This is a genomic window from Streptomyces corchorusii, from assembly GCF_001514055.1.
Lineage (GTDB): Bacteria > Actinomycetota > Actinomycetes > Streptomycetales > Streptomycetaceae > Streptomyces > Streptomyces olivaceoviridis.
The window spans coordinates 14161-31402 of sequence record NZ_KQ948369.1; the positions used below are offsets into that span (position 1 = coordinate 14161).

13 protein-coding genes are annotated in these 17242 nt (G+C 72.6%); 10 read left to right on the forward strand and 3 right to left on the reverse strand.

The genetic code is table 11. The features are described 5' to 3' along the window. From AQJ11_RS36480 to AQJ11_RS36490, 3 genes are all read right to left on the reverse strand, one after another. Positions 1-1647 carry a PucR family transcriptional regulator gene (locus tag AQJ11_RS36480; protein ID WP_014671835.1) on the reverse strand — a complete coding sequence of 549 codons (1647 nt, stop codon included), beginning with the start codon at positions 1645-1647 and terminating at the stop codon, positions 1-3. 51 nt (positions 1648-1698) lie between these two features. Beyond that, positions 1699-3081, reverse strand: a complete 1383-nt coding sequence (locus tag AQJ11_RS36485; protein ID WP_059266164.1) for an FAD-binding oxidoreductase — start codon at positions 3079-3081, stop codon at positions 1699-1701. Between the two features lie 70 nt (positions 3082-3151). Continuing rightward, complete coding sequence (locus AQJ11_RS36490; protein ID WP_058079999.1) at positions 3152-4954, reverse strand: glycoside hydrolase family 15 protein; 1803 nt, start codon at positions 4952-4954, stop codon at positions 3152-3154. 541 nt (positions 4955-5495) lie between these two features. On the opposite strand from AQJ11_RS36490, the gene AQJ11_RS36495 reads away from it, so the two are divergent. The 10 genes from AQJ11_RS36495 to AQJ11_RS36540 all read left to right on the forward strand — a co-directional run bounded on the left by AQJ11_RS36495 (position 5496) and on the right by AQJ11_RS36540 (position 17238). Beyond that, positions 5496-7145, forward strand: coding sequence for a CTP synthase (locus AQJ11_RS36495; RefSeq protein ID WP_059266165.1), 1650 nt, complete (start codon positions 5496-5498; stop codon positions 7143-7145). Positions 7146-7246: 101 nt separating this feature from the next. Further along, positions 7247-7873: an NUDIX domain-containing protein gene (locus tag AQJ11_RS36500; RefSeq protein ID WP_041665078.1), complete on the forward strand. Its 627-nt coding sequence runs from the start codon at positions 7247-7249 to the stop codon at positions 7871-7873. Between the two features lie 184 nt (positions 7874-8057). Next, positions 8058-10118, forward strand: a complete 2061-nt coding sequence (locus tag AQJ11_RS36505) for a tetratricopeptide repeat protein (protein ID WP_014671829.1) — start codon at positions 8058-8060, stop codon at positions 10116-10118. Between the two features lie 139 nt (positions 10119-10257). Next, a complete protein-coding gene (ald, locus tag AQJ11_RS36510; RefSeq protein WP_014671828.1) occupies positions 10258-11382 on the forward strand; it encodes an alanine dehydrogenase in 1125 nt (374 codons plus the stop codon). Between the two features lie 379 nt (positions 11383-11761). Continuing rightward, positions 11762-12895, forward strand: a complete 1134-nt coding sequence (locus AQJ11_RS36515) for a ParA family protein (protein WP_078611716.1) — start codon at positions 11762-11764, stop codon at positions 12893-12895. After that, positions 12880-13428: a hypothetical protein gene (locus AQJ11_RS36520; protein WP_059266166.1), complete on the forward strand. Its 549-nt coding sequence runs from the start codon at positions 12880-12882 to the stop codon at positions 13426-13428. The genes AQJ11_RS36515 and AQJ11_RS36520 overlap by 16 nt, the downstream gene beginning before the upstream one ends. Positions 13429-13445: 17 nt before the next feature. Continuing rightward, positions 13446-14444 (forward strand): segregation and condensation protein A, encoded by a 999-nt coding sequence (locus tag AQJ11_RS36525; protein ID WP_208616704.1) that lies wholly within the window; start codon positions 13446-13448, stop codon positions 14442-14444. Next, a complete protein-coding gene (gene scpB / locus AQJ11_RS36530) occupies positions 14441-15091 on the forward strand; it encodes an SMC-Scp complex subunit ScpB (protein WP_014671824.1) in 651 nt (216 codons plus the stop codon). Before AQJ11_RS36525 ends, scpB begins: the two co-directional genes overlap by 4 nt. Before the next feature lie 13 nt (positions 15092-15104). Continuing rightward, complete coding sequence (locus AQJ11_RS36535; RefSeq protein ID WP_014671823.1) at positions 15105-16166, forward strand: pseudouridine synthase; 1062 nt, start codon at positions 15105-15107, stop codon at positions 16164-16166. Positions 16167-16230: 64 nt separating this feature from the next. Beyond that, entirely contained in the window at positions 16231-17238 is a 1008-nt protein-coding gene (locus AQJ11_RS36540) for an ADP-ribosylglycohydrolase family protein (protein ID WP_059266168.1), read from the forward strand. Positions 17239-17242: the final 4 nt, after the last annotated feature.

The following is a 17242-nucleotide window of genomic DNA, read 5'->3' on the forward strand; positions in this document are numbered from 1 at the left end:
TCAGGGCACGTGCCGGCGCGCCCGCAGGGCCAGGCTCAACGCCAGTACCGTCTGCGGGTCGTCCAGGTCGGTGCCCAGCAACTCCCCGATCCGGGCGAGCCGGTTGTACAGCGTCTGCCGGTTGAGATGCAGCTCGCGGGCCGTCTCCGCCTTGCGGCCGGCGTGTGCCAGATAGGTCTCCAGGGTCGGCAGCAGCGGCGGCCTGGAGCGGTGGTCGTGGTCGCGCAGCGGGCCGATCGCCCGGTCCACGAAGGCCGCCAGGTCCGGGTGGTCGCGCAGCCGCCACAGCAGCAGGTCGATGTCGAGGCGCCGGGCGTCGTACCAGGGCCGGTCGGTCAGGCCCTGGGCCGCCGTCGCGGTCTCCGCCGCGTGCCGCAGCCCCGCCGAGGCCGCCGCCCAGCCGCCCGCCACCCCGACGACCACCACCGGCGGCGGCGAGCCCGCCCGGCGCATCCCGGCCCGCTCCACCCCCGCCCGCAGCGCCGCCGCCACCCGGTCCGCGACCGCCGCCCGCTCCGACTCCGAGCGCAGCCCCAGCAGCACCAGCACCCGGCCCTCCACCGGCCGCACCCCCAGCAGCACCGGCACCCCCACCGCGGCCAGTTCCTCGGAGACCGCCCGGGCCAGCACCGCCCAGCCCCCGCCGGGGGAGAGGCTGTCCCCGATCCGCATCACCACGGGCAGCAGCGGGCTGTCGCCGGGCTTGAAGCCGAGCACCCGGGCCTGCGCGGGGGCGTCCTCCGCCGCGATCCGGGCCTCGGCGAGATCGGTGAGGAAGTCACCGCGCCCGCGCGCCGCCAGCTCCTCCTCCTGCCGGGCCTGCATCAGCACCACCGCCAGGATGCCCGCGGCCCGCTCGGCGGCGATCCGGTGCACCGGGGCCAGCGGTGCGCGGACCGGCAGCAGCACCAGGCGGGCGCGCACGGCACCGGCGGTCCCGGGCCCGCCGCCGGGCACGTCCACCAGCACCGACCCGGCGGGCGGCGGGGCCTGCTTGTGCGGGCCGCGCAGCCCCTCCCACACCTGGAGCGGGTCCGCGCCCTCGGGCCCGGCACCGGCGGCGTACAGCAGCCGGCCGTCGGCGGTCTCCAGGAACACCGGGTTGTCGCCGAAGCCGGCCAGGATGTCCAGCACCTGCGGCACCCCGCCGCCGCCCAGCAGGGCCTCGGTGCAGCGCCGGTGCACCTCCTCGGCGCGCTGGAGCAGCGCGTAGTGGCCGTTGACGATCTCGGTGTGGATCTCCTCGGTCACCGTCACGAACGGCACCTCGCGGTGCAGCTGGACCAGCGGCAGCCCGGCCGCCCGGGCCGTGTCCACCAGGGCGGCGGGCAGCCGGGTGAAGCGCGGGCCCAGCTCCACCACCAGGGCGGCGATCCCGCGCTCGGCGAGGGTGCGCACGAACGCCCGCTGCTCGGCCGGCCGGGTGCCGAGGCCGTAGCCGGTGGTCAGCAGCAGCTCGCCGCCCTTGAGCAGCGAGGCGATGTTCGGGACCTCGCCCGCGTGCACCCAGCGCACGGTGCGGCCGAGCCGGTCGGCGCCCGCCAGCACCTCCGGCAGCCCGCTGCGCAGTCCGGGCAGCTCCAGCGCCCGCTGCACGGTGATCCCGGCGCCCTGGGTGTCGGATCGGTGGTCGGTACGGCTGTCCATGCGGTGACGCTACCTGCGGGAACGCCCTCAGGACAGCCGCCTTGACAGGACCTAGACCGGCCGGATGTTGTGGTTGAAGCGGAAGACGTTGTCGGGGTCGTAGCGCCGCTTCACCTTCGCCAGGCGCAGGGTGTTCCCGGCGCCCAGGCCCGCGCGGACCCGCTCGGGGCCCTCGTTGCCGATGAAGTTGAGGTTGACCGCACCCGTGCTCCACCGCCGCAGGCCGGCGCGCACGTCCCGCACCCAGCCGATCGCCCGCTCGTCGCCGGCCGGGTCCGGCCAGATCGCGAGCGGGTGCGCCGCCCAGGGCGCGTCCCGGTACGGCACCGGGTACTCGTGCGGGCCCGCCGCGACGGCCCCGCCCTGCGGGAAGAGCAGGTGCTGGGTGGGGCTCGGCACGGGCATGCCGTCCGCGCGGGCGCAGAAGACGTCCACGGCCTCGTCCGGCAGCCCGGTCAGACACTCCGCCGACCAGTGGTTGCGCAGCCCCGCCGGCTGGTCGAGCATGCACTGCACATCGGCGTACGGCATGTCACCGGCCAGCTCCACCTCGTGCGGCAGCGCGAGCAGCGGCTCGGCGAGCTTGCGCAGCTCGTCCTCGCCGCCGGCGTACGTCAGCAGGGCCGCGCACAGCGGCGTGCCCACCAGCTCGGGCGGTGTGAACCGCGCGGGCGGCCCGGTGAGGTACAGCGCCGCGCCGCCCACCTCGTCCGGCCCGGTGCGGAAGATCTCGCGGAAGGTGCGGAGCACGTCCGGTCCGACGTCCGGCAGGAACAGCAGCAGGACGATCGAGAACTCCGGCAGCTCGTGCAGCCGCAGGGTGAGCGCGGTGGCGACGCCGAAGTTGCCGCCCCCGCCGTGCAGCGCCCAGAACAGCTCGGGGTTCTCGTCGGGGCTCGCGTGCACCCGCTCGGCGTCGGCGGTCACCAGCTCCACGGCGATGAGGTTGTCCACGGCGAGGCCGAAGGCGCGGTCCAGCCAGCCGGTGCCGCCGCCGAGGACGAAGCCGCCGACGCCGGTGGTGGAGGCACGCCCGCCGGTGGTCGCGAGACCGTACGGCTGGGTGGCGCGGTCCAGGTGGCTCATCGTGGCGCCGCCCTCGACCCGCACCGCCTCGGCCGCCGGGTCGACGGTCACCCGGTGCATCCGGCGCAGGTCCACCACGAGCGCGCCGTCGCCCAGCGCCGTACCCGCCACGCCGTGGCCGCCGCCGCGCACCGCGATGTGCAGGTCCAGCTCCCTGCCGAAGCGCACGGCCCGCACCACGTCGGTGGCGTCCGCGCACCGCGCGATCACCGCGGGCCGCCGGTCGACCATCGCGTTGAAGACCGCACGGGCCTCCTCGTAGCCCGGGTCCCCGGGGGCGAGCACCTCGCCGACCAGGTCCTCGCGCAGCGCGGCGAGGGCCGCGCCCGCCTTCGAGAGGGAAGCCATGGCCGCCCCCTTCCGGAACAGGGGCCGTGTCCGGCTTCCAGCCTAGGCGGGCGCGACCGCGCGGGCCCGCTCAGCCGCCGTAGGCGCCCGACGCGGTCAGCCGCAGGGCCGTGTCGATCAGCGGGACGTGGCTGAACGCCTGCGGGAAGTTGCCCACCTGGCGCTCCAGGCGCGGGTCCCACTCCTCGGCGAGCAGACCGAGGTCGTTGCGCAGGGCGAGGAGCTTCTCGAACAGCTTGCGGGCCTCGTCCACCCGGCCGATCATCGCCAGGTCGTCCGCCATCCAGAACGAGCAGGCCAGGAACGCGCCCTCGTCACCCGGCAGGCCGTCGACGCCCTCGCGGTCGCCCTCCGTCGGGTAGCGCAGGATGAACCCGTCCGGGGTGGACAGCTCGCGCTGGATGGCCTCGATGGTGCCGATCACCCGCTTGTCGTCCGGCGGCAGGAAGCCCATCTGCGGGATGAGCAGCAGGGAGGCGTCCAGCTCCTGGGAGCCGTAGGACTGGGTGAAGGTGTTGCGCTCCTTGTCGTAGCCCTTCTCGCACACGTCCCGGTGGATGTCGTCGCGCAGTTCCTTCCAGCGCTCCAGCGGGCCGTCGGCGTCGCCGGACTCGATCAGCTTGATCGTGCGGTCGACGGCGACCCAGGCCATCACCTTGGAGTGCACGAAGTGCCGGCGCGGGCCGCGCACCTCCCAGATGCCCTCGTCCGGCTCCTGCCAGTGGTCCTCCAGGTAGCGGATCAGCTTCAGCTGGAGCAGGGAGGCGTAGTCGTTGCGGGCGAGCCCGGTCATGTGGCCCAGGTGCAGGGCCTCGGTGACCTCGCCGTACACGTCCAGCTGGAGCTGGTGCGCGGCGCCGTTGCCGACCCGGACCGGGGCCGAGCACTCGTAGCCGGGCAGCCAGTCCAGTTCGGCCTCGCCCAGCTCGCGCTCACCGGCGATGCCGTACATGATCTGGAGGTTCTCCGGGTCGCCGGCGACCGCGCGCAGCAGCCACTCGCGCCAGGCGCGGGCCTCCTCGCGGTAGCCCGTGCGCAGCAGCGAGGACAGGGTGATCGCCGCGTCCCGCAGCCAGGTGTAGCGGTAGTCCCAGTTGCGCACGCCCCCGATGTCCTCGGGCAGGGAGGTCGTCGGGGCCGCGACGATGCCACCGGTGGGCGCGTAGGTCAGCGCCTTCAGGGTGATCAGCGAGCGGACCACCGCCTCGCGGTACGGCCCGTGGTACGTACAGTGCTCGACCCACTCGCGCCAGAAGTCCTCCGTCGCCTCCAGCGAGGCCTCCGGCTCCGGCAGCGGCGGCGGCTGCTTGTGCGAGGGCTGCCAGGAGATGGTGAACGCGATCCGGTCACCGGGGGCGACCGTGAAGTCGGCGTACGTGGTGAGCGCCTTGCCGTAGGTCTCGGCCTCGGTGTCGAACCACACCGAGTCCGGTCCGGCGACGGCGACCGTGCGCCCCTCGTGCTTGTGCACCCACGGCACCACCCGGCCGTAGGAGAACCGCATCCGCAGGGCCGAGCGCATCGGGACCCGGCCGGTGACGCCCTCCACGATCCGGATGAGCTGCGGGGCGCCGTCACGCGGGGGCATGAAATCGGTCACACGGACCGTGCCGCGCGGGGTGTCCCACTCCGATTCCAGGATCAGCGAGTCGCCGCGGTAGCTGCGCCGGGCGGCCGTGGGCGGCTTGGCGTCGGCGGCGTGCGCCGGTCCGAGCCGCCAGAAACCGTGCTCCTCGGTGCCCAGCAGGCCGGCGAAGATGGCATGCGAGTCGAAGCGGGGCAGGCACAGCCAGTCCACCGTGCCATCCCGGCAGACCAGCGCCGCGGTCTGCATGTCTCCGATGAGTGCGTAGTCTTCGATGCGCCCGGCCACGTGCAACTCCAGTCGAACGGCCACGTCACACCCCCGCGCAGGGGGCTGTCGCTTAGTGCGGTCAAGGGATCTTGTTAAGCGTCGTTGAGCGGTGAAGCAAAGCAGCCCGCCGAGCCCTGAGGCAACACGACAGTCTTTGCTCAACGAACTGCCGCGCTCTCGTTGTTCCGGGTGATGTTGGCGGGGGTGTGCCGTCGTTCCGGCCGGGCTCGGCAGCCAATGTCCGAGCAGGATACGACGCACGTAGATGATCTGCGTGCCGCTCCGGGCAACCTGTGTGGGCCGAACGGGTGAGCACCGGGTGAGGACAGTGTGTCCGCAGGATGACTCAAGTGACACCTGTGACCTGTGTGGCGGCCCGCTGTGCCCAGGCGAGTGCGAAGAGTGGCCGGGAGCCATCTCGCCCAGGCGCTGATACGCTGGTAGCCCGTGGACCGGTGGGAGAAAACCCCCGAACCGCAGCGACGGCACCCCCGGAAACACCCGGGAGGGTCGCCGTATCGCACCCCCAGACCGCGACCACGGGAGCCCCCTCTTGGCCATGCCGCCCAACACCACGACGACCAAGCACATCTTCGTGACCGGGGGTGTCGCCTCCTCGCTCGGCAAGGGCCTGACCGCCTCCAGCCTGGGCATGCTGCTCAAGGCGCGGGGCCTGCGTGTCGTGATGCAGAAGCTCGACCCGTACCTGAACGTCGACCCGGGCACGATGAACCCCTTCCAGCACGGTGAGGTGTTCGTCACCAACGACGGCGCCGAGACCGACCTGGACATCGGCCACTACGAGCGGTTCCTCGACCGCGACCTGGACGGCAGCGCCAACGTCACCACCGGCCAGGTCTACTCCACCGTGATCGCCAAGGAGCGCCGCGGCGAGTACCTGGGCGACACGGTGCAGGTCATCCCGCACATCACCAACGAGATTAAGCACCGCATCCGGCGCATGGCCACCGACGAGGTGGACGTCGTGATCACCGAGGTCGGCGGCACGGTCGGCGACATCGAGTCGCTGCCGTTCCTGGAGACCGTCCGCCAGGTCCGCCACGAGGTCGGCCGGGACAACGTCTTCGTCGTGCACATCTCGCTGCTGCCCTACATCGGCCCGTCCGGCGAGCTGAAGACCAAGCCGACCCAGCACTCGGTGGCCGCGCTCAGGAACATCGGTATCCAGCCGGACGCGATCGTGCTGCGCTGCGACCGGGAGGTGCCGACCGCGATCAAGCGGAAGATCTCCCTGATGTGCGACGTCGACGAGGCCGCCGTCGTCGCCTGCCCTGACGCCCGCTCGATCTACGACATCCCCAAGGTCGTGCACGCCGAGGGCCTGGACGCGTACGTGGTCCGCAAGCTGGACCTGCCCTTCCGGGACGTGGACTGGACGACCTGGGACGACCTGCTCGACCGCGTCCACAACCCCGACCACGAGGTCACCCTGGCGCTGGTCGGCAAGTACATCGACCTGCCCGACGCCTATCTGTCGGTCACCGAGGCGCTGCGCGCGGGCGGCTTCGCCAACAAGGCCCGCGTGAAGATCAAGTGGGTGACCTCGGACGACTGCAAGACCCCGGCCGGCGCCAAGGCCCAGCTCGCGGACGTGGACGGCGTCTGCATCCCCGGCGGCTTCGGCGACCGGGGCGTGCTCGGCAAGGTCGGCGCGATCCGCTACGCCCGGGAGAACAAGATCCCGCTGCTCGGCCTGTGCCTGGGCCTGCAGTGCATCGTGATCGAGGCCGCGCGCAACCTGGCCGACATCCCGGACGCCAACTCCACCGAGTTCGACCCGGCCACCGCCCACCCGGTCATCTCCACCATGGCCGAGCAGCTCGACATCGTCGCCGGCGAGGGCGACATGGGCGGCACGATGCGGCTGGGCATGTACCCGGCCAAGCTGGCCGAGGGCTCGATCGTGCGTGAGGTCTACGACGGCAAGGAGTACGTCGAGGAGCGCCACCGGCACCGCTACGAGGTCAACAACGCCTACCGCGCGGAACTGGAGAAGAAGGCCGGCATCGTCTTCTCCGGCACCTCCCCCGACGGCAAGCTCGTGGAGTACGTGGAGTACCCCCGCGACGTCCACCCGTACCTGGTCGCCACGCAGGCGCACCCCGAGCTGCGCTCGCGGCCGACCCGCGCGAACCCGCTCTTCGCGGGCCTGGTGAAGGCCGCGGTCGAGCGGAAGAACGCGCAGTAACACACCAGTTGTACGGTGGCCGGGGTGCGAACCTTCAAAGGTGAGCGCCCCGGCTTTCTTTGTCGGCCGGTTCGTTCGGAAAGCGTGTGGAAGGACAGGGCATGACGATCAAGGACACTCCCGAGGAATGGGAGATCCGGGCCACGGACACCCCCTTCGTGGGCAACAAGACCTCCGTCCGCACGGACGACGTGGTCATGCCCGACGGGTCGGTGGCCCGCCGTGACTACCAGGTCCACCCCGGCTCCGTGGCCGTCCTCGCCCTGGACGAGGAGGACCGGGTGCTGCTGATCAACCAGTACCGGCACCCGGTGCGGCACAAGCTGTGGGAGATCCCGGCCGGGCTGCTGGACGTGCCCGGCGAGAACCCGCTGCACGCCGCGCAGCGGGAGCTGTACGAGGAGGCGCACGTCAAGGCCGAGGACTGGCGGGTGCTGACCGACGTGTACACCACCCCGGGCGGCTGCGACGAGGCCGTACGGATCTTCCTGGCCCGCGGCCTGTCCGACGCCGAGGGCGAGCGCTTCGCGGCGGAGCACGAGGAGACCGACATGCAGCACGCGCGCGTGCCGGTCGAGGAACTGGTGCGCCTAGTCCTGGCCGGGGACCTGCACAACAACTGCCTCGTGGTGGGCGTGCTCTCCCTGGTCGCCGCCCGCGGCGGGGACGGCCTGGACGCGCTGCGCCCCGCTGACGCGCCCTGGCCCGCGCGCCCCTTCGAGAACTGACCCGGCCCGTCCGGGACCCGACCGGACCCGTCCGGTCCGCCGGTGTGACGATCGCCTGATCCGATCGGGCGATCCCCCCGCCGCGCTCTTCCCGGAACGTCGCAGAGCGTGAACTAGGCTCTTCAACGCCCGTATCGGAAGACACCGGCGGGCTTGCGCGTGCGGTGGGACGGGAGTGTGGCCCGTGACGGATCAGGCGGTGGACCCAGACGGTGCGGAGCGGACCGCGCACCCGGCCAGGGAGGACCGATTCCTGGGCCGGGCACGGGAGTTGAAGGAGCTGCGCGCCGACATCGAGCGCGCCGGACTGGACACCCTCTCCGGCCGCAAGGCCCCCCGCGCGCGCGTGCTCCTCATCGCCGGCCGCCCCGGCTCCGGCCGCACCCGCCTCGCCGAGCAGCTCGTCCGGCAGGTCGCCGGCCGCTACCCCGACGGAGTGCTGCGGGCCCGGCTCAGCGAGCCCGGCGGCACGCCGGTGCCCGTCGAGCAGGCCGCCCGCGACCTGCTCGCCGCGCTGGAGCTGCCCGCCCCCGCCGGCGCCGCCGAGGACGACCTGGCCGCGGCCCTGCGCGCCGCCCTCGCCGGCCGGCGGATGCTGCTCCTGCTCGACGACGCGGCCGGCGCCGAGCAGGTCGACGCGCTGCTCCCGGACGCCCCGGACTGCCTGGTGGTGGCCGTCTCCGGCGGACCGCTCACCGGCATCGCGGACGTCCGCCCCTGCACGCTCGGCGGCCTCGACACCAAGTCCGCGGTGGAACTGCTCACCGGTTACGCCGGCTCCGTCCGCGTCACCGTCGACCCGCGCTCCGCGGAGAGCCTGGTCGAGGCCTGCCACGGCCATCCGGCCGCGCTGGTGCTGGCCGGCGGCTGGCTCGCCGCCCGCCCCCAGGCCGCAATCTCCGACCTCGCCAAGCGGCTGCACACCGACGGCGGCACGGACGGCACCCCGCTGTCCCGCGTCTTCCGGCTCGTGTACGACCAGCTGCCCGGCCCGGCCGCCCGCGTCCTGCGACTGCTCTGCCTGGCCCCGGCCGGCCTGGCCGACCCGCACACCGCCTCCGCGCTCGCCGGCTGCTCGGTCGACGCCGCCCGCGCCACCCTGGACGACCTCGTCGGCCTCGGCCTGCTGCGCGCGCTGGACTCCCCGCTGCCCCAGTACGAGGTCCCCGGCTGTCTGCACCCGCTGCTGCGCGCCCTGGCCGAGGCCCAGGAGCGGCCCGCCGAGTTGCAGCTGGCCCGGGCCCGGATGCTGGAGCGGACGGTACGGCTGCTCCAGTCCTGCCGGGCGATCACCGAGACCGACAGCCCGCAGGCCCGGGAGAAGCTGAGCGGCCTGCCCCCCGCGCTGCGCTTCCCGACCCCGCGGGCCGCCGCCGACTGGCTGCGCATCCGGCGGCCCGCCCTGCTGGCGTCCGCGCGCCTCGCGGTGGCCGACGGCGAGCTGGACACCCTCGCCCGGCGGCTGATGTCCCAGCTGGTCAGGGCCCTGGCCGCGCACGTCGGCACGCAGGCCGCCGCACCCGACCTGTACGGCCTGCACGGCCTCGTCCTGGACGTCGCCGAGCGGCGCGGGCTGCCCCGGGAGAAGGCCGCGGCCCTGCTGAACCTGGGCGATCTGGACGCGCAGACCGGCCGGACCCGGGAGGCGCTGGTCCGCTACCGGGCCGCCCTGGACGCCGGACGCGAGGCGAACGACCCGTACGCGACCGGCCGCGCGATGGAATCCGTAGGCGGCGCGTACCAGGAGCTGGGGGACCACGACCGGGCCGCCGACTGGTTCGGCCGGGCGCTGGCCGAGCGGCTGGCCCGGGGGGAGCACCCGGAGGCGGCCCGGCTGTACGGCCGTATCGGCACCGCCCACACCTACGCGGGCCGTTACGGGGAGGCGCTGCGGAACTGGCGGGCCGCCCTCGCCGGCTACCGCAGGAGCGGCGATGTCGCCGCCAGCGCGCGGGCGTTGAGCGAGATCGCCCGGGTGCAGGAGTACGCGGGGCGGCCCGAGGAGTCGCTGCGCACCTGCCAGGAGGCCGTGGAGTGGGCGCGGCGCGCCGAGGACGCGCGGTTGCAGGCCGCGCTCCAGCTGCGGCTCGCCGACACCCTGGACCGGCTGGGCGACCCCGCGTCGGCCCGCCTGCACCGCGCGGCGGCGGAGCGCATGCTGGGTGAGGAGCCACCGGAAGAGGACGCACAGCCGGAACACGACGCTAACGCCTGCGAAATCCGTAGTGGTCGCAGCGAAGATTGATGCAACCGAAGGCTAGACAGTCGGAACGCCTTCATTAGACTGGCTCTGCCGCACGTTCTCCTGCGGTGTCTCCCGGTGTGCCCCTGCATGTCTGGGTACGTCTGTATTGCACCCCCATACCCCCTCTGAGCCAAGGACCGTGATCGACGTGAAGGTCGGCATCCCCCGCGAGGTCAAGAACAACGAGTTCCGGGTGGCCATCACCCCCGCCGGTGTGCACGAGCTGGTGCGCAACGGCCACCAGGTCGTCGTCGAGCGGGGCGCCGGCCTCGGCTCCTCCATCACGGACGAGGAGTACGTCTCCGCCGGTGCCGCCATCCTCGACACGGCCGACGAGGTGTGGGCCGCCGCCGACCTGCTGCTGAAGGTCAAGGAGCCCATCGCCGAGGAGTACCACCGCCTGCGCAAGGACCAGATCCTCTTCACCTACCTGCACCTGGCCGCCTCCAAGGAGTGCACGGACGCGCTGATCGAGTCCGGCACCACGGCCATCGCCTACGAGACCGTCGAGCTGCCGAACCGCGCCCTGCCGCTGCTCGCCCCGATGTCCGAGGTCGCGGGCCGGCTGGCCCCGCAGGTCGGCGCCTACCACCTGATGCGCGCGGCCGGCGGCCGCGGCGTGCTGCCGGGCGGCGTGCCGGGCGTCACCCCGGCCAAGGCCGTCGTCATCGGCGGCGGTGTCTCCGGCTGGAACGCCACCCAGGTCGCCATCGGCATGGGCTTCGAGGTGACCCTCCTCGACCGCGACATCAACAAGCTGCGCGAGGCCGACCGGATCTTCGGCACGAAGGTCAAGGCGATCATGTCCAACGCCTTCGAGCTGGAGAAGGCCGTCCTGGACGCCGACCTCGTCATCGGCGCGGTCCTCATCCCGGGCGCCAAGGCCCCGAAGCTGGTCACCAACGAGATGGTGTCCCGCATGAAGCCGGGAAGTGTCCTTGTCGACATCGCGATCGACCAGGGCGGCTGCTTCGAGGACTCCCGTCCCACCACGCACGCCGAGCCGACCTTCCGGGTCCACAACTCGGTCTTCTACTGCGTCGCCAACATGCCGGGCGCGGTGCCCAACACCTCCACCAACGCCCTCACCAACGCGACGCTGCCGTACATCGTCTCGCTGGCCAACAACGGCTGGGTGGAGGCGCTGCGCCGCGACCCCGCGCTCGCCAAGGGTCTCAACACCCATGACGGCAAGGTCGTTTACAAGGAGGTCGCCGAGGCCCACGGCCTGGACCACGTCGAGCTGGAGAGCCTTCTCGGCTGACCCAAAAGGCGATTCGTCAACACGGCTCGTCAACAGCGCGCACCCGGCCGGACCTTGCCCGACAAGGTCCGGCCGGGTGTGTGTATGGTCACTTTGCGGCTCTCGGTCAACTCGCCTCGAACGTAACCCTTCGACCGATTCGCACACCGGTGAAACCTGCCGTGCGACGGCCGTACGCCCTTGACAGCGGGATGTTTCATTGCCGACACATCGGGCCGGGTCCGGCGGATTGTGTTGCTGCGGACGCCCGACACGCCATAGAGTCGCCAACCGTCGGCATGGTGCCACGCTGACCTTGTCTAGAAGTTTCCTGGTCACCAAGGAGGTAAGACGACTTGTGAATGAGTCGACATTTTCTCCCGGGGGTGGTCAACCAGGAATGCCTGCACGGGGCCAGGGCCCCGCGGGATTCGAGGCTGTCGGCTCCGTAGCTGTGCGCACCTTCGCAGCCCACCAGAGTTCCGGTCCGCAGGCGGCCGGGACAGCACACCAGAGCATGGATGGCCATCACGTGAACGCCATGGCCGGCGACGGAAGTGGCGCGCCCCACAACCAATTCGCCGACTACGACGAACTGCCCGAGGGGCACTTCTACGACCCCGACGCCGAGTACGAGCCCGATCCCGAGTACGCGGCCACGCTCGCGCCCGACGCGGCCCGCCAGCGCCGTGAGCGCATCGGTCCGACCGGACGCCCGCTGCCGTACTTCCCGATCCCGGGCCCGCTGACCGACCACGGCCCCGCGACGATCATCGCGATGTGCAACCAGAAGGGCGGCGTCGGCAAGACGACGTCGACCATCAACCTGGGTGCCGCGCTCGCGGAGTACGGCCGGCGCGTGCTGCTCGTGGACTTCGACCCGCAGGGCGCGCTGTCGGTCGGTCTCGGCGTCAACCCGATGGAGCTGGACCTCACCGTCTACAACCTGCTCATGGAGCGGGGCATGTCCGCGGACGAGGTCCTGCTGAAGACGGCGGTCCCCAACATGGACCTGCTGCCGTCCAACATCGACCTGTCGGCCGCCGAGGTCCAGCTGGTCTCCGAGGTCGCGCGCGAGTCGACGCTCCAGCGGGCCCTGAAGCCGCTGCTGCCCGACTACGACTACATCGTGATCGACTGCCAGCCCTCGCTCGGCCTGCTCACCGTCAACGCGCTGACGGCCGCGCACAAGGTGATCGTGCCGCTGGAGTGCGAGTTCTTCGCCCTGCGCGGTGTGGCCCTGCTGACCGAGACCATCGAGAAGGTCCAGGAACGGCTCAACCCCGAGCTGGAGCTCGACGGCATCCTCGCCACGATGTACGACTCGCGCACGGTCCACAGCCGCGAGGTGCTGGCCCGCGTGGTCGAGGCCTTCGACGACCACGTCTACCACACGGTCATCGGCCGCACGGTCCGCTTCCCGGAGACCACGGTCGCCGGTGAGCCGATCACCACGTACGCCTCCAACTCCGTCGGCGCCGCCGCCTACCGCCAGCTCGCCAGGGAGGTGCTCGCCCGGTGTCACGCCGAGTGAGTCTGCCCGGGGCCGACGAACTGTTCCGCACGACCGGGGGGATGGCGCTCCAGCCGTCCACGCCCCGCCGCGCGGCCAACGGCGAGGCCCGGGTGCCGGCTCCCGCGGGGGAGAGCGACGAGGCGGCCGCCGCCGAGGACGCACCGCAGTCGGTGCCCGTCCAGAGCGGTGACGGAGAGGGCGCGGAACACGTGGCGGTGGAGGCCGAGCCGGCCGAGGCCGGCGAGTCCCGCACCCGCCCGGCGCGCCGGCAGGCGGCGCAGGAAGGTTCTGCCGCCGCGCAGCCGCGCAAGCGCGGCCGGTCGGCGGCCCGGCGGCCCAGCGGACGCGAGCGGCACGACGAGAAGATCACCGTCTACGTCTCCGCCGAGGAGCTGATGGACCTGGAGCACGCGCGGCTGGTGCTCCGCGGCGAGCACGGGCTCGCGGTGGACCGCGGGCGGATCGTCCGCGAGGCGGTGGCCGTGGTCCTCGCCGACCTGGAGTCCCGCGGGGACGCGAGCATCCTCGTACGACGGCTGCGCGGGCGGTAGCGGTAGCCTGCGGGGCTATGACCTCGAACGGAGCCCCTGCCCCCGGCGTGTCCGCCGGTCGCCGGCGTGCGCTGGGGCGAGGGCCGGGAGCGGTGCCGGACGAGCCGGCCGCCGTACCGGTCGAGGCTCCCGAACCGGAACCGGAGCTGCCCGAGCCGGAACGGCCCGAGCCCGAGCCCGAGCCCGCTGAGTCCGAGCCCGCTTCCGACGGTGTCTTCAAGGTCCGCCTCGCCAACTTCGAGGGCCCCTTCGACCTGCTCCTCCAGCTGATCTCCAAGCACAAGCTGGACGTCACCGAGGTCGCCCTGTCCAAGGTCACCGACGAGTTCATGGCGCACATCCGGGCCATGGGACCCGACTGGGACCTGGACCAGACCACGGAGTTCCTGGTCGTCGCGGCCACGCTGCTCGACCTCAAGGCCGCCCGGCTGCTGCCCGCCGCCGAGGTGGAGGACGAGACCGACCTGGCCCTGCTGGAGGCCCGGGACCTGCTGTTCGCCCGGCTGCTCCAGTACCGCGCCTACAAGCAGATCGCCGACATCTTCGACCGGCGGCTCGACGACGAGGCCCGGCGTTATCCCCGTACCGTCGGCCTCGAACCGCAGCACGCCGAGCTGCTGCCCGAGGTCGTCATCAGCATCGGCCCCGAGGGCTTCGCCAGGCTCGCCGTCAAGGCCATGCAGCCCAAGCCCAAACCGCGGGTCTACGTCGACCACATCCACGCCCCGCTGGTCAGCGTGCAGGAGCAGGCCGGGATCGTGGTCGCCCGGCTGCGCGAGCTGGGCGAGGCGAGCTTCCGGGCGCTGATCGAGGACACCGACGACACGCTCACCGTCGTGGCGCGGTTCCTCGCCCTGCTGGAGCTGTACCGGGAGAAGGCCGTGGCCCTGGAGCAGGAGGCCGCGCTCGGGGAGCTGACCGTGCGCTGGACCGGCGGGGACACGGACGCGGCGCCCATGGTCACGGACGAGTTCGACCGGCCGCCCGAGCCGCCCAAGGAGGAGAAGAAGCCGTGAGTGAGCAGACCGCCGAGGTCCCGGCCGGGCTGCGGACCGTCGCCGACCTCGACCTCAAGCCCGCCCTGGAGGCGATGCTCATGGTCGTGGACGAGCCCGCGACCGAGGAGCACCTGGCGAGGATCCTGGAGCGGCCCAGGCGGCAGATCGCGGACGCCCTGCGCGAGCTGGCCGACGAGTACACCGTGCAGGGCCGCGGCTTCGAACTGCGGTTCGTCGCCGGCGGCTGGCGCTTCTACACCCGCGCCGCCTACGCGCCCGCCGTCGAGCGGCTGGTCCTGGACGGCCAGACCGCCCGGCTCACCCAGGCCGCGCTGGAGACCCTCGCGGTCGTCGCCTACCGCCAGCCGGTCAGCCGCAGCCGGGTCTCCGCCGTGCGCGGGGTGAACTGCGACGGCGTGATGCGCACCCTCCTCCAGCGCGGTCTGGTCGAGGAGGCGGGCACGGAACCCGAAACAGGTGCGATCCTGTACAGGACGACGAACTACTTCCTGGAGCGGATGGGCCTGCGCGGCCTGGACGAGCTCCCGGAGCTCGCGCCCTTCCTCCCGGAGGCGGAGGCGATCGAGGCCGAGACCCAGGAGGGAGTCCCGTCGTTCGACCCGGACGCGCCCGACGCGCCCGGCGGTCAGGACGCAGACGACTAAGACGGAAACCTTGATGCGAAGCAGCGGCAGCGGCAAGAGCGGCGGGCGCGGTAACTACCGCGGTGCCGGCAACGACAGGGACCAGAAGCAGGGGCAGGGCCGGCCCCGCAAGCCCCGCCCCGAGGAGCGCCGCTACGACGTGGGCCCGGGGGCCACCAAGGACGGCCCCAAGGCCGGGCGCGGCGGCGCGGCGCGCGGAGGGACCAAGGGCGGCCCGAAGCGGCCCCAGCAGGGCGGCCGTACGGCCCCGTCGCGCTCCCGCGAGTACGAGACGCGGGTCGAGGAGCGCAACCGGGAGCGGTACGCGGGCAAGAAGGACATCAAGCTGCCCAAGACCTTCCCGGGCGCCGAGCAGGAGGGCGAGCGGCTCCAGAAGGTCCTCGCGCGCGCGGGCTACGGCTCCCGGCGGGCCTGCGAGGAGCTGATCGACCAGGCCCGGGTCGAGGTGAACGGCGAGATCGTCACCGAGCAGGGCAAGCGGGTCGACCCGGAGAAGGACGAGGTCAAGGTCGACGGCCTGACGGTCGCGACCCAGTCGTACCAGTTCTTCTCGCTGAACAAGCCCGCGGGCGTGGTCTCCACCATGGAGGACCCGGAGGGCCGGCAGTGCCTCGGTGACTACGTCACCAACCGCGAGACCCGGCTCTTCCACGTCGGCCGGCTGGACACCGAGACCGAGGGCGTCATCCTGCTCACCAACCACGGCGAGCTGGCCCACCGCCTCACGCACCCCAAGTACGGCGTGAAGAAGACCTACCTCGCGCACATCGTCGGCCCGATCCCGCGCGACCTGGGCAAGCGGCTGAAGGACGGCATCCAGCTGGAGGACGGCTACGCGCGCGCGGACCACTTCCGCGTGGTCGAGCAGACCGGCAAGAACTACCTGGTCGAGGTGACCCTGCACGAGGGCCGCAAGCACATCGTGCGCCGCATGCTGGCCGAGGCGGGCTTCCCGGTCGACAAGCTGGTGCGCACCGCCTTCGGCCCGATCACCCTGGGCGACCAGAAGTCGGGCTGGCTGCGCCGCCTGTCCAACACCGAGGTCGGCATGCTGATGAAGGAAGTCGATCTCTAAAGCGGCTTGCCGTGATCACCGTCCCCCTTTATTGTCATGGTGACGATAAAGGGGGACGACGCATATGCCCAAGCAGTCGGCGACCGGAGCACTCCTCGGCCTCGCCCTCGGGGACGCCCTCGGCTTCCCGACCGAGTTCAAGACCGTGCCGCTGATCCTGTCGATGTTCGGGCCCTGGCGGGAGCTGGAGCTGTCCCGGCGAGCCCGTGTCTCCGACGACACCCAGATGACCCTCGCCGTGGGACGCGCGCTCGCCACCGCCATGGAGCGCGGTCCCCTCGCGCCGAAGCGCCTGGAGCGGCCGTTGCGCGAGGAGTTCGTCGACTGGTACCAGTCGCCCGAGAACAACCGGGCCCCGGGCAACACCTGCCTGACCGCGTGCGAACTGCTCAAGGCGGAGGGGCGGGCCTGGCAGGACGCCAGCCAAGTCGGCTCCAAGGGCTGCGGCGCCAACATGCGGGTCGCCCCGATCGGGCTCGCCCCCGGGCTCAGCGCCGAACAGCGCGCCGGCGCCGCCCAGTTGCAGGCCGCGCTCACCCACGGCCACCCCACCGCGCTGGCCGCCTCCGATCTCACCGCCCACGCCGTCCACCTGCTCGCCCGGGGCACGGACCCCGCCGGACTGGTCGGGCACCTGCGCTCCTACGCCCTGGAGAACCGCACCCGCTACGACCACACCTGGCTCGGCGACCTGTGGACCCGCTCGCAGGACCCCGGCCCCGAGCAGTTCATCGCGCGCGGCTGGGACGAGTGCCTGGAGATCCTCGGCCGGCTCCAGGAGGCCGCCCGGACCGTCTCCCCGGAGACCGACCCCTGCCTGGCCACCGGTGAGGGCTGGATCGCCGAGGAGGCCCTCGCGACCGGGCTGCTGTGCTTCCTGCTCTTCCCCGACGAGCCCGTCACCGCCCTGCGCCGGGCCGCCTGCACCGCCGGCGACTCCGACTCCATCGCCTGCCTCACCGGCGCCTTCGCGGGCGCCTGGCTGGGCGCCGGGGCCTGGCCCGCCGACTGGGCCGAGCGGATCGAGTACCGAGGCGACCTGTTGGCCCTGGGGGCGCTCTGGGACGCTTAGGGTC